This window comes from Pseudomonas sp. PDM05, from assembly GCF_014851685.1.
Lineage (GTDB): Bacteria > Pseudomonadota > Gammaproteobacteria > Pseudomonadales > Pseudomonadaceae > Aquipseudomonas.
Genome location: NZ_JACVAC010000015.1, coordinates 13,867 through 35,984, shown reverse-complemented (window position 1 = coordinate 35,984; position 22,118 = coordinate 13,867). Strand labels below are relative to the sequence as shown.

The following is a 22,118-nucleotide window of genomic DNA, read 5'->3' as shown; positions in this document are numbered from 1 at the left end:
ACCATGTCGAACTTAGTGACCAATGCTGGACACGCCCATGTCGATGACCATGGGCACGATGACCATCACCACGACTCGGGGCCGATGACCGTTTTCGGTTTCTGGCTCTACCTGATGACCGACTGCATCTTGTTTGCGTCGATCTTCGCGGTGTACGCGGTACTGGTAAACAACACTGCCGGTGGCCCGTCGGGCCACGACATCTTCGAACTGCCCTACGTGCTCGGCGAAACCGCCTTGCTGTTGTTCAGTTCGATCACCTACGGCTTCGCCATGTTGGCCTTCTACAAGGGCAACAAGAAAGGCGTACTGAGCTGGTTGGCACTGACCTTCCTGTTCGGCCTGGGCTTCATCGGCATGGAGATCAACGAGTTCCACCTGCTGATCTCCGAAGGTTACGGCCCGCACCGTTCCGGCTTCCTGTCCGCGTTCTTCACGCTGGTAGGCACCCACGGTCTGCACGTATCCGCCGGCCTGCTGTGGATGGCGGTGATGATGTATCAGGTCAATAAACACGGCCTGACCAACACCAACAAGACTCGCCTGAGCTGCCTGAGCCTGTTCTGGCACTTCCTGGACGTGGTCTGGATCTGCGTATTCACCGTTGTCTACCTGATGGGGACTCTGTAATGGCTAATGCACACTCCCATGACAGCCACGATGCAAGCCACGGCAGCGTCAAGTCGTACGCTATCGGCTTCATCCTGTCGGTCATCCTGACCCTGATCCCATTCGGCCTGGTGATGTACCCGACCCTGCCGAAATCGATCACCTTGATGATCGTGTTGGCATTCGCGGTAATCCAGGTTCTGGTTCACCTGGTGTACTTCCTGCACCTGGACCGTTCCGAGGCCCAGCGTGAGAACGTGATTGCGTTCGTGTTCGCAGGCCTGGTGATCGTTCTGCTGGTTGGTCTGTCGCTGTGGATCATGTTCAGCATCCACACCTACATGATGGCGAAGTGAGGTAAGACCCGATGTCGCTTAAGCACTTTATCCAAATCACCAAACCGGGGATCATTTTCGGTAACGTGCTTTCTGTGGCGGGCGGTTTCTTCCTGGCCTCCAAGGGACATGTCGATCTGGCCATCTTCCTGGCTGCGATGATCGGTACGTCCCTGGTGGTGGCTTCCGGTTGCGTGTTCAACAACTGCATCGACCGTGACATCGACATCAAGATGGAGCGCACCAAGAATCGCGTGCTGGTCCAGGGCCTCATCTCCCTGAAGCTGGCACTGGTCTATGCGACCGTCCTCGGTGTTGCCGGTGTGGCGTTGTTGTACAAGGTGGCCAACCCGCTGGCGGCGCTGTTTGCCGTGATCGGGTTTGTCATCTACGTCGGCCTCTACAGCCTGTACCTCAAGCGCAAGTCGGTGCACGGCACGCTGGTGGGCAGTCTGTCGGGGGCGATGCCGCCGGTGATTGGTTATGTGGCTGTGACCAATAGCTTCGACATGGCCGCGCTGACGCTACTGGTGATGTTCAGCCTGTGGCAGATGCCGCACTCCTACGCCATTGCGATTTTCCGCTTCAATGACTACCTGGCTGCGTCGATTCCGGTTCTGCCGGTCAAGCGTGGCATCCAGGTGGCCAAGAAACACATCCTGCTCTACATCCTGGCCTTCCTCGTGGCGACCTTGATGTTGACCTTCAGTGGCTATGCCGGCATGAGCTACCTTGCCGTCGCCGCCGCCATGGGCATGTACTGGTTGTACATGGCCTGGACCGGCTACAAGGCGGTGGATGACACCGTCTGGGCGCGCAAGTTGTTCGTGTTCTCGATCTTCACCATCACCGCGCTCAGCGTGATGATGTCCCTGGATTTCCAAGTGCCGAAAGAGCTTCTGCTGACCTACGCTCACTGAGTGGTCGCGCAGTGAAAGAGCCCCGCCTTCGAGAGAAGCGCGGGGCTTTTTCTTGGGCGGGCGGTTAAATCGGACCAGGCTTTTCTCGTCTTACCCTCAAGTACGAGCTGTGCGAATCCATCCCCCGCCTTACAAGGAGTTGTCACATGGTCAGCGTTAGTCGTCGGTCCCTTCTCGCCGTGGGCGCAGCCCTGCCGCTGTTGGGGCGTCTGGACTGGGCGGTAGCGGCCCCGAAGCCGGCAAAGTCTGACAAGGTGCGGCTCAACTACAACGAAAGCCCCTACGGCCCCTCGGGCGTTGCGCGTGAGGCGATGCAGCGCGGCATCGCCAGCGCCGGGTTGTACCCCTACGGCCACATGTACGCACTGGCCGGGCTGTTCGCCCAGCAGCAAGGGCTTGCCGAGGACCAGGTGGCGGTGTTTTCCGGCTCCATGGCCGCGCTGCGGTTTGCGGTCCTGGCGTTTACCAGTGAAACCCGCGGGCTGGTGATGGCCACGCCGTCCTATGAAGTCCCGCGCCAGGCGGCCGAATCGCGCAAGGCGCCGGTGAAAGAGGTCGACCTCAACGCCGAACACGCCCACGACGTGCCCGCCATGCTCGCCGCCGACCCCCAGGCCGGCATGCTCTACCTGTGCAACCCCAACAACCCCACCGGCACCATGACCCCCACCGAGGCGATCCGCCACGCACTGGCGAACAAACCCAAGGGCAGCGTGCTGGTGGTGGACGAGGCTTACATCGACTTTTCCGACGCTCCCAGCGTGATCAGTTGGGTCAAGGAACACGATGACCTGCTGGTGCTGCGCACCTTCTCGAAAATCTACGGCATGGCCGGTGCCCGCGTCGGCCTGGCGGTGGGTCACCCGAAGTTGCTGGGACAACTGGCGGTGTTCGGCGGCGACAACGTCCCGGCCGGTTCGGCGTTGCTCGGCGCCAAGGCCAGCCTGGAAGACATCAAGCTACTGCCCCAGCGCAAGGCGCTCAACGCACAACTGCGCGACGAGACCGTGGCATGGTTGAAGGGGCGTGGGTTTACCTGCACGGTGTCCCAGAGCAACTGCTTCATGATCGACGTGAAGCAGCCGGCCGAGCAGGTTATCGAGCGTCTGGCAGAGCAGGGTGTGTTGATCGGGCGGGTGTGGAAGAACTGGCCGCAGTGGGTGCGGGTGACGGTGGGGAACAAGCAGGATATGCAGCGCTTTCGTGAGGCGTTTGCGGCGCAGGATGTGCGGGCTGTCTGACCCCGTATGAAACAGATGTGGGAGCGGGCCTGCTCCCACATTCAGTTCGGCGGTGTCGCTGGCGAGGTGTTATTGCTGGACGATGCTGTAACCGTCAAACGCACGCTGCTGCTGCAACGCGGTGATCACACTCTTGCGGCTCAGCGGTTGCTCAGCGCCGGTGTTGTCCACGAAGCTTTCCACTTCCAGCTCAGCCTCATCCCCTTCACCCACAAAGCTGAAGCCCAGGAATTCAAACGCCTCGCGGTCAACGTTCAGCTTCGAGCGCGGTGTGCGCAATGGCAGGGTGACGCTGATCCCATCCTTGCTGATCACAAACACTTCGGCTTCTTTCTTCGGGCGCGAGGCCTTGCTCTTGCCGGCGCTTGGGTTGCTGATGGCCTGGTGGCTCTGGTTCAGCACCTTCAACGCCAGGCCGTAGACCAGCTCCTGGAACTCGGGGTCGTCCTTGAAGCTGGACAGGATGCGGCTGATGGAGAACTTGCTGCTCAGGTCTTCCAGGGCGATGTTATCGGCGGCCTCGGCGTCCTTGAGTTGCTTGAGCTGGCCCATCAGGTCGTAGGCCTTGTCATCGTCGAAAGCGTCGTGGGCCTGGCGGATCGCCACGCGCAGTTCGCGGATCTGATCGCTTTCCTTGGAGGTGTGAAACGCGTCCAGCACCATTTCGCTGATGATCTTGGCCGCTGGCACATGCTGTGAAAGATTGATGGCGTTTTCGTATTCCGCTTTGGATTGCAAGGCGACTACGGATTCTTCGTGGTGGGAATCAGACATTGAAATTTCACTACTTCAGTAAACGGGAGACAAAAAAGCGTCGCGCATTTTCAAGGCGTGGGGGGATCAGGTCAAGGCAGCACATTGCCCCTGACCCATATCAAAACCCCCTGCCCGCATATCCGTTACAACAACCCTGCCTGATGAACCTATAAAAACGACCACTGACCTGCGCCAAGGGGACCTCCCCACGCCAGGTGATTAAAGGACTAACACGATGGCGCTTTCTCTTGCACGCCTGGCCATGCTGGGGGCGACGCTGAGCGTGGCGCTTCCCCTGCACGCCAGCGCCCCCGATACCCCACTGATCGAGCACGGCAAGTACGTCGCGCAACTGGGCGACTGCATCGCTTGCCACACCGCCAAGCAAGGCCAAGTGATGGCGGGCGGGCTGGAGCTGAGCACGCCGATGGGCACGATCTTTTCCAGCAATATCACGCCCGACCGTGAAACCGGCATCGGCAACTACACCTACGAGCAATTCGACCGGGTCATGCGCGAAGGTGTCACGCCCAGCGGTATGAACCTGTACCCGGCGATGCCATATCCGTCCTACGCCAAGATGAGCGAAGACGATATGCGCGCCTTGTACGCCTACCTGATGCAAGACGTAGCGCCTGTGCAGCAAGCCAACCGTGAAGCCGACATGGGTTTCCCGTTCAACCAGCGCTGGGGCCTGGCGCTGTGGAATTTCGCCTTTCTCGACAAGCGGCCCTTCCAGCCGGACCCGGCGCGGGATGCACAGCTCAACCGCGGCGCCTACCTCGTCCAGGGCCTGGGCCATTGCGGTTCGTGCCACACGCCGCGTGGCATCGCCTTCCAGGAAAAAGCCCTGAGTGATGAAGGCCGCAGTGGCCAGCATTACCTGGCTGGCGAAACCGTAGAGCATTGGCGCGCCCTGAGCCTGCGCAACCTGTGGACCGTGGAAGACACCGTGCAATTGCTCAAGACCGGGCAAAACCGCTTCGCCACGGTCGCCGGCAACATGGCCGATGTGATCCACCACAGCACCCAGCATTTCAGCGATGACGACCTCACGGCCATCGCCCGCTACCTCAAGTCCCTGCCACCGGGCAAAGACGATTTGCCAATGCCGTCCGTGGCCCAGGCACCTGCTGCGCCGCCGGCGGACCTGTTCACCAGCCGTGGCGGCCTGGGTTACATGCAGTTCTGCAGCGACTGCCATCGCAGCGACGGCGCCGGTGTCAAAGGCCTGTTCCCGCCGCTGGCGGGCAATCCGGGCATTGCCTCCAGCAACCCGACGTCATTGCTGCACATCACCCTGACGGGTTGGGAAACCGCGCAAACGGCCGCTCACCCACGGGTCTACACCATGCCCGGCTTCGCCCGCCTGGCCGATCAGGAAATCGCCGAGATCCTCAGCTTTGTGCGCACGAGCTGGGGCAATGGGGGCACGCCCGTCAGCGCGGCGCAGGTCAAAACGCTGCGTGACCAGCTCAACCCGGCGACCGCCGATTCAACGGCATTCGAAACCCCGCGCCTGGCCGACCTGCTCGCCGCGCCCAACGCCGACCAAGTGGTGCGTGGCATGCGCCTGCATCTGCAAACCAAGGCATTGTTGCCGGACAACGTCGGCAACGCGCTCAATTGCACCAGTTGTCATCTCAACGCCGGTACCGTGGCGGACGGTTCGCCCTTTGTCGGCGTGTCGGCATTCTTCCCCAGCTACGCACCGCGTGCGGGCAAGGTGGTGAGCCTGGAAGAACGCATCAACGGCTGTTTCCGTCGCTCGATGAACGGCAAGCCATTGCCGCCGCAATCGGCGGATATGCAAGCGATGGTCGCCTACTTCGACTGGATGAAAAACAACACCCGCCCCGCAGACAAAGTCGCCGGGCGCGGCGTGGGCAAGGTCGACCCGGCGATCAAGCCGGACCTGGTCAATGGTCAAGCGGTCTACGCCAAGCAATGTGCGGTGTGCCATGGCGACAACGGCCAGGGCCTGGCGCGCGCCGGCGGCGAACTGATCTACCCGCCGCTGTGGGGCGAGCAATCGTTCAATATCGGCGCCGGCATGGCCCGCACCTATACGGCGGCGGCATTCGTCAAACGCAACATGCCGATAGGCTTTCACGAGAAATTTCCGCTGGGGCAGGGTGGTTTGTCCGACCAGGACGCGGTGGATGTCGCGGCGTATTTCTCGGGGCAACCGCGCCCGGACTTCCCGGACAAGGTCAAGGATTGGCCCAATGGCGGCAAGCCCGCCGATGCACGTTATTGATGGGCTGAAAACGGGGAGCCGCCGGGCTCCCCGCGCAGCGGCCTAGGGGTAGGTGACCGCTCCCACCGAGCAGCTTTGCTTGTTGCTTTCATAACTGTTGGCCCGCACCGTCCACGTGCCGCCCTGGGTGGTGCCCAGCCAGATGGCGATGGTGGTGATCAGCGTCGCGTCATGGACGTGCTTGTCCTGGCGCCAGCAGACTTTCAGTTCGGTCATGGTTCCGTCTTGCGTGAATTTTTCCTGGCAATAGCTGGCCATGGTTGGGTTCTCCCTGAGTGGATGGCGGTACAGCGCTTAATGACCCGTGGCGCTTGGGATGCTGATCACCCCGAGCAACACCGGTATGTCGATGTCGGTGGAATCAAGCTCAATATCGAACTGGTCCGAGCCCGCACTCGTCACCGCGCCGGCCTGCACCGAGAACGGGCCGATACGGCTCACATTGCTGGCCAATTGCTGGGCCGATTGCAGGGTGCTGGCGCGCAGTTTCAGGCACGGGCGAAAGCCCAGCACTGCCTTGAGCGGCAGCAGGCCAAGCGGGCCGTCGAGCGCCAGAAAGGGCGGTGCGCCAGCGGGCAGTGGGTAACGGGTGGCGTCGAAGAAGCTCGGGTCGAGCCACGCGGCGGGGCTCAGGCTGAAGGTGCCGAAGGCCTGCATCGACACGCTCAGGCTCAGCGTCGTGGTGTCTTCCAGGGCGGCGAGGCTGGCGGTATCCACTTGGATAAAGGCAGGCGCGCTTTCCGGCACGTTGACGCTGACGGCATCGAGCACTGCCACGGGGGCAACGCGTGCTTGCCACTGTGCAAACGTGGCGCTCCAGTTTTCCAGGGCATAGCCGGGATACAGGTACTGAGGAGCGCCCGCCGCCAGTTGCACCCACATGTTGGTCGCGACCTTCTCCGGCTGCATGGCCAACCAGCATTGATTGAGTGCCGCGCAAATCTCGGGGACGCTCGGCCCCAGCGTCGCCATCAGGTGTTGATGGGTCTGGGACAGCGGTGTGCTGTTCAGTTGTTGGGCCTGCAAGGGATTGGGCGGCGTCGAGGTGCTCACCAGTTGCCGATACCGATCAAAGTCGACCGGGCTGGCGTTTACGTTCGCCAGAGATACCGGTTGTGCGGCTTCCAGCAAGTAGCTGAGGTAAATCCAGTAAGCGGTGAACACCCCGCTGTGGATCGAATAAGTCCCCGTGGGCACGGGAATGCCATTGCCCAACTGGTAGATGCTGGCGTTGCATATGGCCGGAATCGGGCTACCCAGGTCGGTGTAGGTGTTGAGCGCGGTAATCGAAAACACTTCGCCGGGTGCTACTTGGGCCAGGTTGGCCAAGGTTTGGTCGTATAGCTGCCAAAGCGTTGGGTCTGCCACGCGCGATACTCCTGTGCCATGAGGCCGGGAGCCGCGAAGGCTCCCGGCCGGGCTGTCACTGGCCCAGTTGTTGGCTGACCACACCCAACAGAATCGGCAGGCTGCTGTGGATCGGACCGATGGTCACGGTGGCCGAGGCGTCATCCCAACGGATGTCTTGTTTGCTGCCATAGGCGGACGTAGTCGCCGACCCGATGCGGAACGGGCCGATGCCGATGGACGCGGTGGCCTGGGATTGCCAGCTGCTTTTCACGTTGCTGTAGTCGCTGGCCTTCATTTTCAGTTTCACCGTTGGCTCAAAGCCGACCACCAGTTGCGTCGGCACGGCCGCCAGGGAGCCGTTTTCGCCGAAGAAGGCCGGCGAGCCCGGTTTGAGTTTGTTCTGGAAGGTGTTCACCAGCGAACCGTTATCCCACCAGGCGCCCGGAGCGATGATAAAGCTGCCCAGACCAGTGAAGTCGACGGTCAGCGAGAAGTCGCTGCTTGAGGTGTCGATGCTGGTTTTCTGGCCACTGGCGGAACCGCTGGCGGTGAAGTTGAAAAAATCACCGAACAGGCTGGCATTCGCCGAAGCACTCCAGCCGGATTGGCTGAAACTGTAACTGGCGGTGCTGGAGCTGACCGAGATCGAGGCCCCGACCTGCCCGGCGACGCTGGCGGCTTGCCAGGCGGCATACGCGGTGGCAAATCCTTGCAGGGTGTAGGACGGAGCAAAGGACGATACCAACGCACTGGCCGGTGGTGGAGTGGTGCCACCGACGACCACCGGCTGTGAACCCGGCGCTGCGATCGACCCGGAGGTCACGGCCATGTTGAACGGGTTTTGCGCGGTGAGGCTCTGCGCACCGTTGATCCCGACCTTGCTGCGTGCTTGCTGCAACGGCACATACCCGGCGCCATACGCCTGCACCATCAACGAATCGAGGGCGTTGGCGGCGCCAAGCAGATTGTTGTTGGCGGTGACGTAGCTTGGGTAGCTTTGTACGACCCACGTCGAGAACGGCACAAACGGTGGAGAGTTGATGGCTTTGTAGTTGACGTACTGCTGGATCGCCTGGGTGGTGACGTTGTTGAACGCGGTTTGCGCGGTGTTCAACGCCGACGTAGCAAGGTTCACCTGGCTGGCCAGGTTCGGGTTGGGGATCGCGCCCAGGTCGATGCAGTCCAGAAACACCGCGTAGCTGGTCAGCAGGCCGCCGGCCGGCGAGTACGACGGGCTGTTGGCGGGCACCACATCGCCCAGGCCGTGGATGTAGTAATTGACGATCGTCGGGTCGACGTTGCCCAGGTCGACGTTCAGCGTGGTGGAACCCGCGCTGAAGCGCTGACCGCCGCCCAGCCCACCGCTCAGTGCTTGATTTTGTACAGCCCCCATCCATTTTGCCCACAGGTCCAGCGTATCAACGTTAGCCATGACATTAAGCTCCAAATCGGTTGAGTAAACCGAGCACCGGGCAACCGCCGCGGTCTCCGAAGGCCATCAATGCAAAAGGTGAAGGGCACTGATAGCCGGAGGCCATATTCGTCATCGCGGGCGTTCGAGGCACTGTGCCGGATGCTGATTTACGTGTTCCGCAATGCTGATTTTCGGATCGGTACAAGTACCGATGCCCGCCGTCAGACCAGGCCTTCGCGCAGCGCATAACGGGTCAATTGGGCGATGCCTTTGACGTTGAGCTTGCTCATGATGTGCTCGCGGTGGGTGCTCACGGTCTTGCTGCTGATGTGCATGCGTTCGGCAATCGCCCGCGTGGTGCAGCCTTCCACCAGCAACTGCAGGATCTGTTTTTCGCGCGGGCTCAAGGGGGCTCCGGCGACCCCGGTGCGTTGGCTGGGGTGTTGATGGGCGACCATCTCGGTGGCCACCTCCGGTGACAGGTAGATGCGCCCGCCGGCCACACTGCGCAAGGCCTTGAGCAGTTCTTCGGCGGCGCAGTCCTTGAGCAGGTAACCGCAGGCCCCCGACTCCAGCGCCAGGGCAATCTTGCGCAGTTCACCATGGGCGGAAACGCACAGACAACGCACGGCGGGGTAGGCCTGGCGGGCGCGAAGCAACGTGTCGATACCGTTGAGCAGCGGCATCTCCATATCCAGCACCACCAACTCGGGGCGCAGCAGGTCAATCTGCGACAACGCCTGCAGGCCATTTTCTGCCTGGCCGACGACGTGCATGTCCGCCTCGGCGGCGAGCAAGGCGGCCAGGCCCTGGCGAAACAGTTGGTGATCGTCAACCAGCAGCACCCGCAATGGGGCGCCGCTCACGGCGCAGGTACCCTGAAACGCCGGTGGTGTGCAGGGGCCATTGGGATCACCACACGGGCACATGTGCCAAAGCCAGGGCGCGAGTCGATCATTAGCCTGGCACCGACCGCTTCCAGGCGCTGGCGGATGCTCGCCAAGCCGCGGGAGGGGTCTATCAGCGTCGGGTCAAAGCCACGGCCACAATCGGCCAGCACCACTTCAACGCAGCGCTGAAGGCACGAAGAACTCAGGAACGCCTGGCTCGCCTCGCTGTGTTTGCGCAGGTTGGCCAGCAACTCATGGACGGCACGCAACACGGCGGCCATCAGCGGTGGCGCAAGCGGCAGGCGTGGCCCCTGAAGGTTGAGCAGAATCGATGGCGAACCAGTGAAGCGCTGGTGCATTTCGCGCACGCTGGTACGCAGCGCATCATCCAGGCGCAAGCCGCCGGCGGGGGGGCGCACGAGGCCGTCGATCACGTGGCGCAGTTGTTGGCTCACGTCACGAATCAGGCGCCGTATGTCCTCGATCATCGGTCGGATATGGGCGCTGCCCTCGTGGCGATTCAACTCCGCCAGGCGCAGTTGCGCCCATGCCAGGGTTTGCAGCGGTTGGTCGTGCAGCTCGTGGGAAATGCGTCGGCGCTCTTGTTCAAGCGGCGACAGTTCAAGCACAGGCGTTGCTGGCGAGGCGTGCGGGGCAAAGGTCTGTGGCCCGGCACGCAGGGTTTTTTGACGTGACATTCCTTGTCTCCGTGATAGATCGGGATAGTGCGTCACAAAAAGGGCGGTGCTGAAGGTTGCTGTGTCGCTTGCCCGATGTTCCTTGCAAAGGGGATGAATCACAACATTGGAGCCCAGCCGCGTGCAGCGCAATACTGCCGATGGCGTAGGTTTTACGCGGGCATGGCGGTCTAGAGCGGGTGTTGCAGGCAGTAGAGGACCAGTTGCGCCATGCGCTGGATGCCGAGTTTACGGTAGAGGTTTTCCCGGTGTTTGCGCACGGTGAGGTCACTGATGCCCAGGTTTTTTGCAATTTGCTTGCTGGTTTGCCCGGCGGCGATGTATTCGGCAATTTCCCGTTCACGGCGTGTCAACGGTGGTGCAAGGGCCAGCCGCCGACGGCCGGGGTGGAATTCCCATTCGACGGCAAAGGTGGCGAGTTGAACCGCAGACTTGAGCCCGGTTTTCGCCAGGATATTGCTGCGGTGTTTACGCGCGGTCAGTGGGCTGATGGCCAGGTGCAGGGCTACCGCCTGGCAATCCATGCCCATGCTGATCAATCGCAATACCGCTTGTTCGCGGGCCGTCAGGGCACCCGTATTCAAGGCCCGCTCCGGTTCCATATGGGGATGACTGCGCAAAATGTGACCCTGGAGTTCTCTGCTGAGAACAACGGTATAGCACTTTGACAGCAGTTCGGAGGGGCGACCCGCTCAGAGGTGACGCAATCAGACCAACTGCGCCAGGCAGCGCTGCAAAATATCCAGGCCTTCCTCCAGCACCGCAGGCTCGATCGTCAGCGGTGCGAGCAAGCGGATGATGTGCCGCGACTTGCCGCTGGGCATCAGCAGCAAGCCTGAATCCCGCGCCAGGCCGAGCAATTGCGTGAGTTGCTGGGGCGCCGGCGTGCCGTCGGCGTGGGCCAACTCGATGCCGCGCATGGCGCCGACGCCGGTCAGGCGGCCGAGGTAGGGCGACAGGCCTTGTGCACGCCAGGCGTTGTAGCGGCTGACGATGGCTTCTTCCTGCTGCGCGCCCCACGTGTTCAAGTGCGCATCGCTCATCGCATCCAGCGTGGCCAACGCTGCTGCGCAGGCAATCGGGTTGCCGGAATAGGTGCCGCCCAATCCGCCTTTGGGCAGGTTGTCGAGCAGCGCCTTGCGCCCGACCACCGCACCCAGTGGTACGCCACCGGCGATGCTTTTGCCCAGCAGGATCAGGTCCGGCTCAATGCCCAGGCGCGAAAAGGCGAAGCGCTGGCCGGTGCGGCCGAAGCCGGACTGGATTTCATCGGCGATCAGCAGGATGTTCTTTTCATCGCAAAAGTGCCGCAGGGCTTGGGCGAACCCACTGTCCAGGGCCAGGAAACCGCCTTCGCCCTGCACCGGCTCGATGATGAAGCAGGCCACGTCGTTGACGTCGATTTCCACGCTGAACAGGCGGTCCATGGCCTTCAAGGCCTCGGCGCAGGACACGTCGTTATCGGGGCTTGGATAAGGCAAGTGGTACACAGGGCCGGGTAGTACGCCGACCTTTTGCTTGTAGGGCGCTACCTTGCCATTGAGGTTGAGTGTGGCCAGGGTACGGCCGTGGAACGCGCCGTCAAACGCGATCACCGCCGTGCGGCCAGTGGCGCCGCGCACGATCTTCAAGGCGTTTTCCGCAGCTTCCGCGCCACTGTTGGTGAGCATGCCGCTGACCGGGTAATCCACTGGGATAAACGCGCTCAGACGCGTCATCAGTTCAATGTAGGGCGCGTGGGGCGCGGCGTTGAACGCGTAGTGGGTCAACTTTGTCGCCTGTTCGCGAATCGCTGCGACCACACCGGGGTGGCAATGGCCGAGGTTGAGTACGCCGATGCCGCCGACAAAATCGATATACCGTTTGCCCGTGGTGTCCCAGACCTCGGCGTTCCTGCCGTGGCTGAGGCTGATGGGGTGAACGATGGAAATCGACTGGCTGATGGTTTCGCGGCTCATGAATCGGGGACTCGGCAATGGAGGGCACCTTTTTATCTAAGCCGTGCGCCGGGCCTTGTCGCAAACGAAATAAAGTCGCCGGGTCATTATTAAAATTCGGGATGTGCCGTGGCGAGGGCGCTTGCTGCCGCGGGGCGTGCAGCGGTGCCTATCCAGTTGGAGCACGTTGCTTTGCTACCTCGACGATCCAGCTGAGAAAGGCCTTTACCTTGGGAATCTCCCCGGCATGTTCGGCGTGGGCGACAAAGTGCGCGCCAGCGCTGGGCATCGCGTACTGCCACGCAATCATCAAACTGCCATTGGCCAGCTCTTCGGCCACCAGATACTGTGGCACCAGCGCTACGCCGTAGCCCGACTGCGCGGCACGGATGCACATGTAGAAGGTGTCGAAACGCGGCCCGTGGTAGCTGTTCTGCGAGTGCAGGCCCTGTTCCAGGAACCATTCGTGCCAGGCTTCCGGGCGCGAGGTGCATTGCAGCAAGGTATGGCGCGACGAGGCGTCGCTACCCTCGGCGACGAACCCCGGTGCACACACCGGTACCACCGCTTCACGAAACAACTCGATGCAGGTCGCCCCCGGCCACGAGCCCTGGCCGAAGAAAAACGCGATGTCGGCCTTGGCCTGCAGCACATCGAAGGGTTCCAGTTCGTTGCGCACGTCGAGGTGGATATTGGGGTGGCGCGCCGCGAAGTCCTTGAGCTTGGGCACCAGCCAGCGGTCACCGAAGGTCGGTTGGGTGGCGATGCGCAGCACTTCGGTCTCGCCACCGTAGGTGAGGATGTAGCGGCTGGAAATGTCCACCTGCGTGAGGATCTTGCGCACTTCGGCCAGGTACAGCGACCCCGCCGGCGACAGGTACAAGCGCTGGCGCACCCGTTCGAAGAGGTTGTGGCAGAGCATTTCCTCCAACTGCGCCACTTGCTTGCTCACGGCACTCTGGGTCAGGTGCAGCTCTTCGGCGGCGCGGGTGAAACTCAGGTGGCGGGCAGCGGCTTCGAAGCACTGCAGGGCGGTCATCGAGGGGGTCAAGCGTTTTGAAATCATGCAGTTCATTCCAAATCGGAAGGAGCCTTTGCCTAAAGGTCGTTTGTGGCAGCGGCGCAAAGCCGTTGATACTGCCCGCCAGCACTATAAACCGGCGCGGGATATGCGGCGCCGAATAAAAAGAACGACAGGGAGAGCCTTGCATGACCCCATTCAAAACCACCTTGGCCGCACTTGTTGCCGGCGCTGTACTGGGCCTGGCCGGCACCGCCCAGGCGGGCGTGACCCTTGATGCGATCCAGAAGAAAGGCTTTATCCAGTGCGGTGTCAGCGACGGTTTGCCAGGCTTTGGTGTGCCGGACAGCAACGGCAAGATGACCGGCATCGATGTGGACGTGTGCCACGCCGTCGCGGCGGCGGTGTTTGGTGATGCGTCGAAAGTGAAGTTCAGCCAGTTGACCGCCAAGGAGCGTTTCACTGCGTTGCAGTCCGGCGAAATCGACCTGATCTCGCGCAACACCACCTGGACCAGTTCGCGGGATTCGGGCATGGGCCTGGTGTTCACCGGCGTGACCTACTACGACGGCATCGGCTTTCTGGTGAACAACAAGCTGGGCGTCACCAGCGCCAAGCAACTGGACGGCGCGACGGTGTGTATCCAGGCCGGCACCACCACCGAACTCAATGTCTCCGACTACTTTCGCACCCACGGCCTGAAGTACACGCCGATCACCTTCGACACCGCCGATGAAAGCGCCAAGGGCCTGGAAGCCGGCCGTTGCGACGTGCTGACCACCGACCAGTCGGGCCTGTACGCCCAGCGCATCAAGATGGCCCACCCGGACGAATTTGTGGTGCTGCCGGAAATCATCTCCAAGGAACCCCTGGGCCCGCTGGTGCGCAAGGGCGATGACGAGTGGTTCAGCATCGTCAAGTGGACCCTGTTTGCCATGCTCAATGCCGAGGAAATGGGCATCACCTCGCAGAACGTCGAAGAGCAGGCCAAGACCACCAAGAACCCGGATGTGGCGCGTTTGCTCGGCGTAGACGGTGAGTACGGCAAGGACCTGAAACTGCGCAAGGATTGGGTGGTGCAGATCGTCAAGCAGGTGGGCAACTACGGCGAAGTGTTTGAGCGCAACATTGGCCAGGGCAGCGTGCTGAAGATCAAGCGTGGGTTGAATGCGTTGTGGAACAACGGCGGGATTCAATACGCGCCGCCAGTCAGGTAAGCGCAAGAGAGGGTGAGCAGTAACCTGTGGCGAGGGCGCTTGCTCCCACTGGACTGCGCAGCAGCCCCATGTTTTGGGGCCGCTTCGCGCCCCAGCGGGAGCAAGCTCCCTCGCCACAGGCGGTGGGTCAGGTAAAAATTGGCCGGCTGATCCACCGCCCCCAGGGGGTTACTGGACATCGCAGGCTGCGGCATTTGCATCGGAGTTCGGTACCAGGCGCACCTCTACACGCTGACCCAATGCCCTGGCTGCGCTCGCCAGAGTAGCCAGCGTCATGCCCGCATCATTCCCGTCGAGTGCACGGTCTACGGCTGTGCGGCTGGTATGCATACGTTCTGCCAGTGCTTTTTTACTGACCTTCTGCGCTTTCATCGCTTCTGCCAATTGCCAGGCGATAACACGCTTCAACGCGCCAGCAGAGACTTCCTCTATGAGCCCATCGTCGTTGAGAAAATCATCGAAGCTGGAGCCGATATGTTTGTTCATGGGGGTTCCTCATAGCTTGTTTTTGCGACGTCTGGCGGTAGCTAACTCGATCAGCGGAGTTTTCTGAGTCTTTTTGATGAAACCGTGCAACAGGACCATTTCGCTATCAACCAGCGTGAAGATGACTCGTGCAATGTTTTCACCGAGGTCAGTTCGCACCTCCCAGAGTCGATGTTCCAGTTTTCGAACCAGCGGCATTCCCTGCGGCCACGCGAACTGGACCGACTTGATGTCAGTGCCTATGAGTTTTCTTGATTCCCTGGGCAGTTCCATCAGCCATTCACGTACGGGCTCCTTGCCAGCCTCCGTTCGGAAAAAAGCGACGTTCAATACGAGATGTATGTCGTTCACTGAGAGTGCACCAAAATAGGTTCATATGGCAATCGGCGATTGATGGGGCTTTTCGCAAAGACCGGTAAGAGCCTGGCACTGTTTAGGTGAACGACGAGGCTTGAATATTTTCAGAAAATTTCTTTAAAAACAGAGGGTTGTGAACATTCTGATGAGCGAGTGAGAGCATGGTTTTACATAGGTGAGAAAACTTACTGCGGCGCCACCATGCGCGTGCGCGGCGTCCCATCGGCGTTGTGCTGGTAGATCGCTTCAGGCTGGCCCTGTTCGTTGAAAAACACCTGGCCGATCCCTGCCGAATTCCATAGCCGTTCGCCCGCTTCGGCGTGTTCGGGGATGTGCGGCACCACTTGCATGGTGCGTCGACGGGTAAACCAGTTGAGCGGGGAGCGCGGTGAGTAGAGCCAGCGGTTGAGGCGGTCGAACCATTCCAGCAGGCGCGGCGGGAATTCGTTCTTGATGCCGCTGCTGGTGATCTGCCAGATTTTCGGGCCGGCGTTGCGGTGGCGGATCAGCACTTCGTAGACGAACGAGTAATGCACGTCGCCGGAGAGGATCACGTAGTTACCCGGCGTGCGGGAGTGACGGAAGATATTGAGGATCACCTGGGCGGCGCCGCGATGGGCCATCCAGTTTTCCGCGTCCACCAGCAGCGGGTAACCGCACCAGCTGAAGACCTTTTGCACGGTTTCGATCAGCTTGACGCCGAAGATCGGTGCGGGTGAGACGATGATGGCCGAGGGGTGGTCGAGCAGTGCCTGTTGCAGTTCGCTCAAGGCTTCCCAGTCCAGCAGACCGGAGGGTTGCTTGAGGGTGAACTCGCTGCGCCAGCGCCGGGTGCGGGTGTCGAGCACCACCAGGGCCGGAGTGGTGGGCAGCACGTAGTGCCAGTGCTGGAATGTCAGCAGGGTTTCGAGCAATTCATCCTGTCTGGTCGCATCGAGACAATTGTCCAGTGCGTGGGCGGTGAGCGTTTGGGTCTGGCTCAGCAGATCGCTGAACACCTGCGGCTGGTTACCCCATCCCTGACAGAGCAGATAGGCGAGCAGCGCGTTGCCGATGATGCGTTTGGAAAACGGGTGGCCGTAGGCGGTTTCTTCCCATTGGGCGCTGAGGTTCCAGTCGTCGGTGATGTCATGGTCGTCAAAGATCATCAGCGTCGACAGGTGCGCAAACACCCGTGCGACACCCGGCAGGCCATCGCGGAACCGTTCGATCTGCACCTGTTCCCGGGCGTACCGCCGTTGTTCGTCCGCACTCAACTGCGGCGGATGCGGCGCGATCAGTGTCCACGGCGTGGGCGACCATACCAGCAGGTACATCGCGATCACTTCGGCAAAGGTCACCAAGTGATTGTCGGCGGTGCTGCTGGTGAAAATCGGTTTCTTCGCCCCACCAAAAAAGCGTTCGCGCAGGGTTTCGTTGCTCTCCAGCGCGGGCAGCAGGTCGGCACGATGGTAATAGCTGGCGCGATGCCCATAGAGGCTGGCGCTGTCGTCCACCACCGCACCTTCAAGGGATTCGTCGAACAGGCCCAGGCGCTCGACCAAGGCATGAATCGCCCGCAGCATCGGCCCGGCGACATCGTCGGCGTAGATCTGGTCGCCGCTCATCATCAGCAAGGCCGGACGTTCTGTCGGGGTGGGTGCACCCGCCAGCAGGCGGTCGACACACAACAAGCCTTCGTCGGCACGGTGATGGGGTTTGCGGCAGGAGCCGTGCACCAGTTGCTGGATGCGACTGTGCAACACGAACGTCGGGCCGTGGGCATTGGCATAGAGCAGGTGCGGCGCCCAATCGGCGATGCCGTGGCCGTCGATCAGCAGGTCATAGCCAATCTCTACATCCTCGGGCAGCGCGTCATCCAGCGGTACGTCGATCAGGTGGATGAACGCGTGGCGCCCGACCGGCACGACCTGGCACTGGCCCTGGTCCAGGGTGACCAGACGGGCCTGCCCGGCAACGTGCAGTTTGAGGGTCGGCGCCAGTTCGCGACTGCCCACCAGCCAGAACACCAGGCGGTGGGGTTCCAGCCGCCGTAGAAGCGGGCCAGCGAGGACAGCAGGTTGACGCATGGGTATGACGGCTCTGTTCAAGGACGATATTCAGATTAACGCAGTGGATGTCAGCATTTTGTCGAAGCGACCCAGAGGACGGTATTTAAACCGCCCCCTGACTCAACGCGTCAGATGATTCTTCCGCCGCCCAGGCTGTCGATGCTGCCAGAGCGCCGCTTGTCTTGCCGGTTTCTGCTACCGCTGAAATCAACGCTTGCGTCCGGAGTGGGCGGCGGTTGTCGGGGGACTGTGATTTTTGCCGGCGTGGAAGTGGCCGGCAGAATGTTGTGTATGAACGTTGCGGTAGAACCGAAAAAAATATCCATGGCGTTTTCCTCTGAATGGTTGGGGTACGCCGCGCTGCATCATGGACACAGCGACGCGAGCCGACCTTACAGAGCGTGTGACGGGAAACCTATAAGCGCCTCATCTCAAAACGTTGCGAGATTCAGGTATGCGAATCGCCAAGCACCTTGGGCACCGTAAAGCGGAACTCGCTGCCACGCCCCACCTCGCTTTCAGCAACAATTTTGCCGCCGTGGGCCTGGATGATGCCTTGGGTGATGTACAGCCCCAGCCCGCTGCCGGTGGGATTGTTTTCAGTCTGTGTCCAATAGCGATCAAACACGTGGGGCAGTTGCTCCGGCGCAATGCCTTCACCGCTGTCACGTACCGAAAACACGATCTCTTCACCGTTGCTCATGGCGCTGATACCGATATTGCCCTGGCGCGGGGTGAACTTGATGGCATTGCCGATCAGGTTCGACAGCACCTGGAACAGGCGCTCCGGGTCCGCATTGATCTGCAGGCCGGGCTCGGCATTGAACGACAGGTCGATGCCTTTCTCCATCGCCAGCGGCGCCAGCAGCGAGTAGGCCTCCTCAAAGATCTGGCTGACATCCAGCGACACCGGCTTGACCACATAACGCCCGGCCTCGATTTTCGAGGTGTCGAGCAGGTCCTCCAGCAACACGTTCATGCGCCCGGCGGCCTGTTGCATGGTGTCGATGGCCGAGGAAATCCGCCGCGAGGTGTGTGGGCCATCGGAGCTGAAGGCCTTTTGCATCATGCCGCAGAGCATCGAGATGACAGTCATCGGGTTGCGCAGGTCGTGGGATACCACCGCCACCAGCTCATCACGTGCGCGCACCGCTTGTTGCTCGCGCAGCACCTGGCGCGCCAGGTCGTTTTCCAGGGCGGACCGGCGCAGGTCGTTGGCGGCGAAGCGGTCGCCATGGCTCCATTTGGTGGAGATGCCAGCCATTTCCACTTTCCAGATTTCAAACGAGGTGCGTGGGCGAAGACGCAGGCCTGCGTCGGAGTTTTCCAGGGCCAGCGGCTTTTTCGGGTCGCCACTCCAATTGATGTTCTCTTTCACTTCCGGGCGGAACCACAGCACGCCGTTGTCCACCGGCTTGGGCAGGCTCATGGCCAACACGCCGCTGGCGACTTGTTGGAAGTCGACGGCCGGTGGATACACCGAGGCCAGGTTGTGGCTGGAAAACACCGGCTCGCCGCCTTGTTGCAGCCACTTGTGCAGCGCACGGATCTGCCCCGGTTCCGGGCAATTGCCGTAGCGGTGCAGTTGCTTGTCTTCGATGATCGCCACGCCGCCGGACAGGGTCAGGTTCATCAGCACCTGGGCTTGCTGGGCCAGGCCGTCGAAGACGTTTTCTTGGGACGCCTTCATCGCTTGATCCAGCAGGGCCAGGGCCTCGACCTTTTCTTCGCGTTGGCGGTTCAGGTCGAGGGCTTCCATGGCGCTGATCTGCAACGACAGCACCTGGCCGATGGTCTGGCAAGCGGTGCGCAGGTCGTTCGGCACCAGCAGCGGCGCGCGGTTGCCGCAACTGATCAGGCCCCAGAGCTTGTCGCCCTTCATCAGCGAGATGCTCATGGACGACAACACACCCATGTTCTGCATGTATTGGCAGTGAATCGGCGACACGCTGCGCAGGGTGGCGAAGCTCAGGTCCAGCGGTTGGCCGGTGTCCGGGCGCAGCTTGGGCAGCAGTGGCACGGGTTCGTAGGCTGCGTTCGGGATGATGCGTAGCCAGTTGGTGCGATACAGCTCACGGGCCTGCTCCGGGATGTCGGACGCGGGGAAGAACAACCCGTTGAAAAGCTCCATGGACGGTGCTGATGCTTCGGCGATGACCTGGCCATGGCCTTCCTCTTCGAAACGGTAGATCAGCACACGGTCGTAACCGGTCATGGCCTGGATTTCATTCACGCTGATTTCGTACAGCGCCTGCAGGGTTTTCGCCGACTGCAAACGCTGCAGCATCTTGCCCAGGTCACTGGTGCGACCGTTCAGCGCCCGTGGGTGGAAATCCCTGAGCAGCGGTTCGAACTCCAGCACCAACACGTTCTGATGGCGATGCAACAAGCCCTCGAATTCCGCACCGTTGAACGTGACGTGCAGCGGTGGCGCGTCAAAAAACGTGTTGTTTGCGGCCATGGCTGCAACAGCCTGGGCTTGCTCGCTGCCAATCAGCGTGTGCAGCGGCTGACCCAGCAGCGCCTCGGGCGCATGGCCGAACAACGTGCCGATGTTGGCGCTGACCTGGATGATTTCCAGGCCCGGTTCGGACAAGGTCAGCAGCACGCCGTGGGGCTGGATCGCTCCCGGGAAGCGAATGGGCTCGTCGGCACAGTTGGCAAGCAGCTTTTCAAAATCGTCGGGTTTCATAGCAGTACCTCCTGGCTGTCGAGCCATTGCTCAAAGCAGCTGAATGTCGAACAGGCTGCATCCACCGCGCGCTGTTTGGCGTCAGCGTCCAGCGGCAGGCGGCCCAGGTAATCGAGGAAATCCTTCCAGCGTCGACCGGTCTCGGCGCCGTACACATTGAGAAACGCGCCACCGTTGTCGGCATCCAGGCCCAGGCGCTGGGCCATTTCCCGGCGCAGTACCTGGCCGCCCAAGGTTGCGCCTTCGAGCACATACAAGGCGCCTAGACAGGCGGCGGCGGTGTCGGAGACCGGGAGTTCGGCGCAGCGGGGCAGGGCGTCGATGGCGAGGTTGTCCAGACCCAGCGCGTGCAGGTCGTCCACCAGCGTCGGTGTTTTCAGACGCATTGCCGAGTCGAAGCCTTCAGGAATCAAGGCGTTGTCATACAGTGAGGCTTCTATGGGCCGATAAAAGCCGTAGTACGCCTGGAGCAGGCGCCCATACCAATGGGCATCCAGCCGTTCAGAGAAAAACGGCAAGCGCTGTTCCAGCGCTACGTGCAGCAGGGCAGTGCCTGTGCGTAACGCTTCCAGCAAGGTGGGCGGACCAACGTCATGGGCCTTTGAGTGCATTCAGCTAGCTCGAACTGTGGGCCTGTCGGCCATGAATGACGCGTGGAAATGGGCGACGATTCTACACACCTCAGAGCCGATAACTGTCCGCACAAGGCGAATAGGCTGACCAGCGGATCAGAAAAGTCGCTCCATGCCTCATTAATGACCGCACTATTTGCCGCGAAGTTCGGTTTAAGTGATGTTGTGATGCTATCAGTGCACGGACGATCCGTGCCCGCTCAGTGCGGTTTGCACCGACTCCAGCAGGTGTTCAGTGCTCCACGGTTTGGGCAGAAAGCGCACCGAGCCCCCCAATTGCGTCGCCAGTTTGGCATTACCGGACGTCAGTAGCACCGGCACGCTCGGCCAGCGATGGGCCACCACCCGGCTCAAGTCATAGCCATTGAGCAACCCCGGCATCTGAACATCACTGACAATCAGGTCCACTGGTTCGTCGCCTCGTTCCAGGTAAATCATTCCTTCATCCGCCGAAGGAAACGATGTCACCAGCGCCCCGAATTCCTCCAGCACATCCACCATTAACGAGCGAATGATCTCGTCGTCTTCCAACACTAAAATCGATGGCTGAGCCATGATCCTTACTCCACCATCAGGGTTCATTAACGTGGAGTAGAGCACGACTGGATAGGTTCGATCGGATGTGTTCGAAGTGATGGGTGGTCATGAGAATGCCGTTGCAGGATACTCGCGCACCTCAAGGCCACTCGCGCAAGGCAGTCAACCGTGAATGATCCGGATCTGGGCAACCGCATGATCAAAGTCGACCATGCCGGTGAGCATGGCGCGATTTGCATCTACAGCGGCCAACTGTTCATGGCCCGGTTGTTGGTCCCGGGCATGGTGGCCGAGTTGCAAGAGTTCCTCTCCCACGAACGGCGTCATCGCGAGGTGTTCAGGGCTGAACTGCAACGCCGCGGTTACCGCCGCTGCCGCAGCTATTGGTTGTGCGGGCTGGGTGGCCTGGTGCTGGGATTGATCACTGGCCTGTGCGGGCGCAAGGCGATCGTTGCCACCACCGTTGCCGTGGAAAGCGTGGTGCTGCGCCACCTGGCCCATCAACTGCAGAGCTTGCACGACATCGACCCGCAGGCCGTAGCGGCGATTGCCTCGATTGTCGAGGAAGAACAGCACCACCACGATCACTCGGCGGCGCAGATTGATCAGCGTGACCCGTGGTTCCGTGGGTTGACGCCGGTGGTCACGGCGTGGACCGAAGCCGTGATCTGGATGGGCATGCGTTCCTGACAAACAGGCATAATCGCCCGCTACA

At 61.2% G+C, this 22,118-nt stretch carries 23 protein-coding genes; 7 read left to right on the top strand and 16 right to left on the bottom strand.

What is annotated here, in order from left to right:
• The first annotated feature begins 3 nt into the window (after nt 1-3).
• From IB241_RS23445 to IB241_RS23430, 4 genes are all read left to right on the top strand, one after another.
• Nucleotides 4-630 carry a cytochrome o ubiquinol oxidase subunit III gene (locus IB241_RS23445; RefSeq protein ID WP_060754365.1) on the top strand — a complete coding sequence of 209 codons (627 nt, stop codon included), beginning with the start codon at nt 4-6 and terminating at the stop codon, nt 628-630.
• On the top strand, nt 630-965 hold the full coding sequence (gene cyoD, locus IB241_RS23440; protein ID WP_003176003.1) for a cytochrome o ubiquinol oxidase subunit IV: 336 nt from the start codon (nt 630-632) through the stop codon (nt 963-965). Before IB241_RS23445 ends, cyoD begins: the two co-directional genes overlap by 1 nt.
• An 11-nt stretch (nt 966-976) precedes the next feature.
• Nucleotides 977-1,864 carry a heme o synthase gene (cyoE, locus tag IB241_RS23435; protein WP_034100500.1) on the top strand — a complete coding sequence of 296 codons (888 nt, stop codon included), beginning with the start codon at nt 977-979 and terminating at the stop codon, nt 1,862-1,864.
• Between the two features lie 146 nt (nt 1,865-2,010).
• On the top strand, nt 2,011-3,105 hold the full coding sequence (locus IB241_RS23430; RefSeq protein WP_192300579.1) for a pyridoxal phosphate-dependent aminotransferase: 1,095 nt from the start codon (nt 2,011-2,013) through the stop codon (nt 3,103-3,105).
• Nucleotides 3,106-3,174: 69 nt separating this feature from the next.
• Here the strand turns inward: IB241_RS23430 and IB241_RS23425 are convergent, their stop codons facing one another.
• Entirely contained in the window at nt 3,175-3,879 is a 705-nt protein-coding gene (locus tag IB241_RS23425; RefSeq protein WP_192300578.1) for a hypothetical protein, read from the bottom strand.
• Between the two features lie 217 nt (nt 3,880-4,096).
• On the opposite strand from IB241_RS23425, the gene IB241_RS23420 reads away from it, so the two are divergent.
• Nucleotides 4,097-6,121 (top strand): c-type cytochrome, encoded by a 2,025-nt coding sequence (locus IB241_RS23420; RefSeq protein WP_192300577.1) that lies wholly within the window; start codon nt 4,097-4,099, stop codon nt 6,119-6,121.
• 42 nt (nt 6,122-6,163) lie between these two features.
• Here the strand turns inward: IB241_RS23420 and IB241_RS23415 are convergent, their stop codons facing one another.
• From IB241_RS23415 to IB241_RS23380, 8 genes are all read right to left on the bottom strand, one after another.
• Nucleotides 6,164-6,337: a hypothetical protein gene (locus IB241_RS23415; RefSeq protein ID WP_225595684.1), complete on the bottom strand. Its 174-nt coding sequence runs from the start codon at nt 6,335-6,337 to the stop codon at nt 6,164-6,166.
• A gap of 78 nt (nt 6,338-6,415) precedes the next feature.
• Nucleotides 6,416-7,489, bottom strand: coding sequence for a hypothetical protein (locus tag IB241_RS23410; protein WP_192300575.1), 1,074 nt, complete (start codon nt 7,487-7,489; stop codon nt 6,416-6,418).
• Between the two features lie 55 nt (nt 7,490-7,544).
• Complete coding sequence (locus tag IB241_RS23405) at nt 7,545-8,903, bottom strand: hypothetical protein (RefSeq protein WP_192300574.1); 1,359 nt, start codon at nt 8,901-8,903, stop codon at nt 7,545-7,547.
• 203 nt (nt 8,904-9,106) lie between these two features.
• The gene (locus IB241_RS23400) at nt 9,107-9,751 is read right to left on the bottom strand and encodes a response regulator transcription factor (protein ID WP_318652611.1); all 645 of its coding nucleotides are present in this window, start codon (nt 9,749-9,751) and stop codon (nt 9,107-9,109) included.
• Entirely contained in the window at nt 9,748-10,473 is a 726-nt protein-coding gene (locus IB241_RS23395; RefSeq protein ID WP_192300572.1) for a sensor histidine kinase, read from the bottom strand. The genes IB241_RS23400 and IB241_RS23395 overlap by 4 nt, the downstream gene beginning before the upstream one ends.
• A gap of 170 nt (nt 10,474-10,643) precedes the next feature.
• Complete coding sequence (locus IB241_RS23390) at nt 10,644-11,057, bottom strand: helix-turn-helix transcriptional regulator (protein ID WP_192300571.1); 414 nt, start codon at nt 11,055-11,057, stop codon at nt 10,644-10,646.
• A gap of 123 nt (nt 11,058-11,180) precedes the next feature.
• Entirely contained in the window at nt 11,181-12,431 is a 1,251-nt protein-coding gene (locus tag IB241_RS23385; protein WP_192300570.1) for an aspartate aminotransferase family protein, read from the bottom strand.
• A 148-nt stretch (nt 12,432-12,579) separates the two neighbouring features.
• Nucleotides 12,580-13,476, bottom strand: a complete 897-nt coding sequence (locus tag IB241_RS23380) for a LysR substrate-binding domain-containing protein (protein ID WP_192300569.1) — start codon at nt 13,474-13,476, stop codon at nt 12,580-12,582.
• Between the two features lie 143 nt (nt 13,477-13,619).
• Between IB241_RS23380 and IB241_RS23375 the strand changes: the two genes are divergently transcribed.
• A complete protein-coding gene (locus IB241_RS23375) occupies nt 13,620-14,648 on the top strand; it encodes an amino acid ABC transporter substrate-binding protein (protein WP_192300568.1) in 1,029 nt (342 codons plus the stop codon).
• Between the two features lie 168 nt (nt 14,649-14,816).
• Here IB241_RS23375 and IB241_RS23370 read toward each other — a convergent pair whose 3' ends face one another.
• From IB241_RS23370 to IB241_RS23340, 7 genes are all read right to left on the bottom strand, one after another.
• Nucleotides 14,817-15,134, bottom strand: a complete 318-nt coding sequence (locus IB241_RS23370) for an XRE family transcriptional regulator (protein WP_192300567.1) — start codon at nt 15,132-15,134, stop codon at nt 14,817-14,819.
• A gap of 9 nt (nt 15,135-15,143) precedes the next feature.
• Nucleotides 15,144-15,485, bottom strand: a complete 342-nt coding sequence (locus IB241_RS23365) for a type II toxin-antitoxin system RelE/ParE family toxin (protein ID WP_192300566.1) — start codon at nt 15,483-15,485, stop codon at nt 15,144-15,146.
• Nucleotides 15,486-15,676: 191 nt separating this feature from the next.
• Nucleotides 15,677-17,560 carry an alkaline phosphatase D family protein gene (locus IB241_RS23360; protein WP_192300565.1) on the bottom strand — a complete coding sequence of 628 codons (1,884 nt, stop codon included), beginning with the start codon at nt 17,558-17,560 and terminating at the stop codon, nt 15,677-15,679.
• A 110-nt stretch (nt 17,561-17,670) separates the two neighbouring features.
• Nucleotides 17,671-17,868, bottom strand: coding sequence for a hypothetical protein (locus tag IB241_RS23355; protein ID WP_192300564.1), 198 nt, complete (start codon nt 17,866-17,868; stop codon nt 17,671-17,673).
• Between the two features lie 122 nt (nt 17,869-17,990).
• Entirely contained in the window at nt 17,991-20,234 is a 2,244-nt protein-coding gene (locus IB241_RS23350; RefSeq protein WP_192300563.1) for an ATP-binding protein, read from the bottom strand.
• Nucleotides 20,231-20,845: a biliverdin-producing heme oxygenase gene (locus IB241_RS23345; RefSeq protein ID WP_192300562.1), complete on the bottom strand. Its 615-nt coding sequence runs from the start codon at nt 20,843-20,845 to the stop codon at nt 20,231-20,233. Before IB241_RS23345 ends, IB241_RS23350 begins: the two co-directional genes overlap by 4 nt.
• Before the next feature lie 195 nt (nt 20,846-21,040).
• Nucleotides 21,041-21,421, bottom strand: a complete 381-nt coding sequence (locus tag IB241_RS23340; RefSeq protein WP_192300561.1) for a response regulator — start codon at nt 21,419-21,421, stop codon at nt 21,041-21,043.
• Between the two features lie 150 nt (nt 21,422-21,571).
• On the opposite strand from IB241_RS23340, the gene IB241_RS23335 reads away from it, so the two are divergent.
• Nucleotides 21,572-22,093 (top strand): demethoxyubiquinone hydroxylase family protein, encoded by a 522-nt coding sequence (locus IB241_RS23335; RefSeq protein WP_318652610.1) that lies wholly within the window; start codon nt 21,572-21,574, stop codon nt 22,091-22,093.
• Nucleotides 22,094-22,118 lie beyond the last annotated feature (25 nt).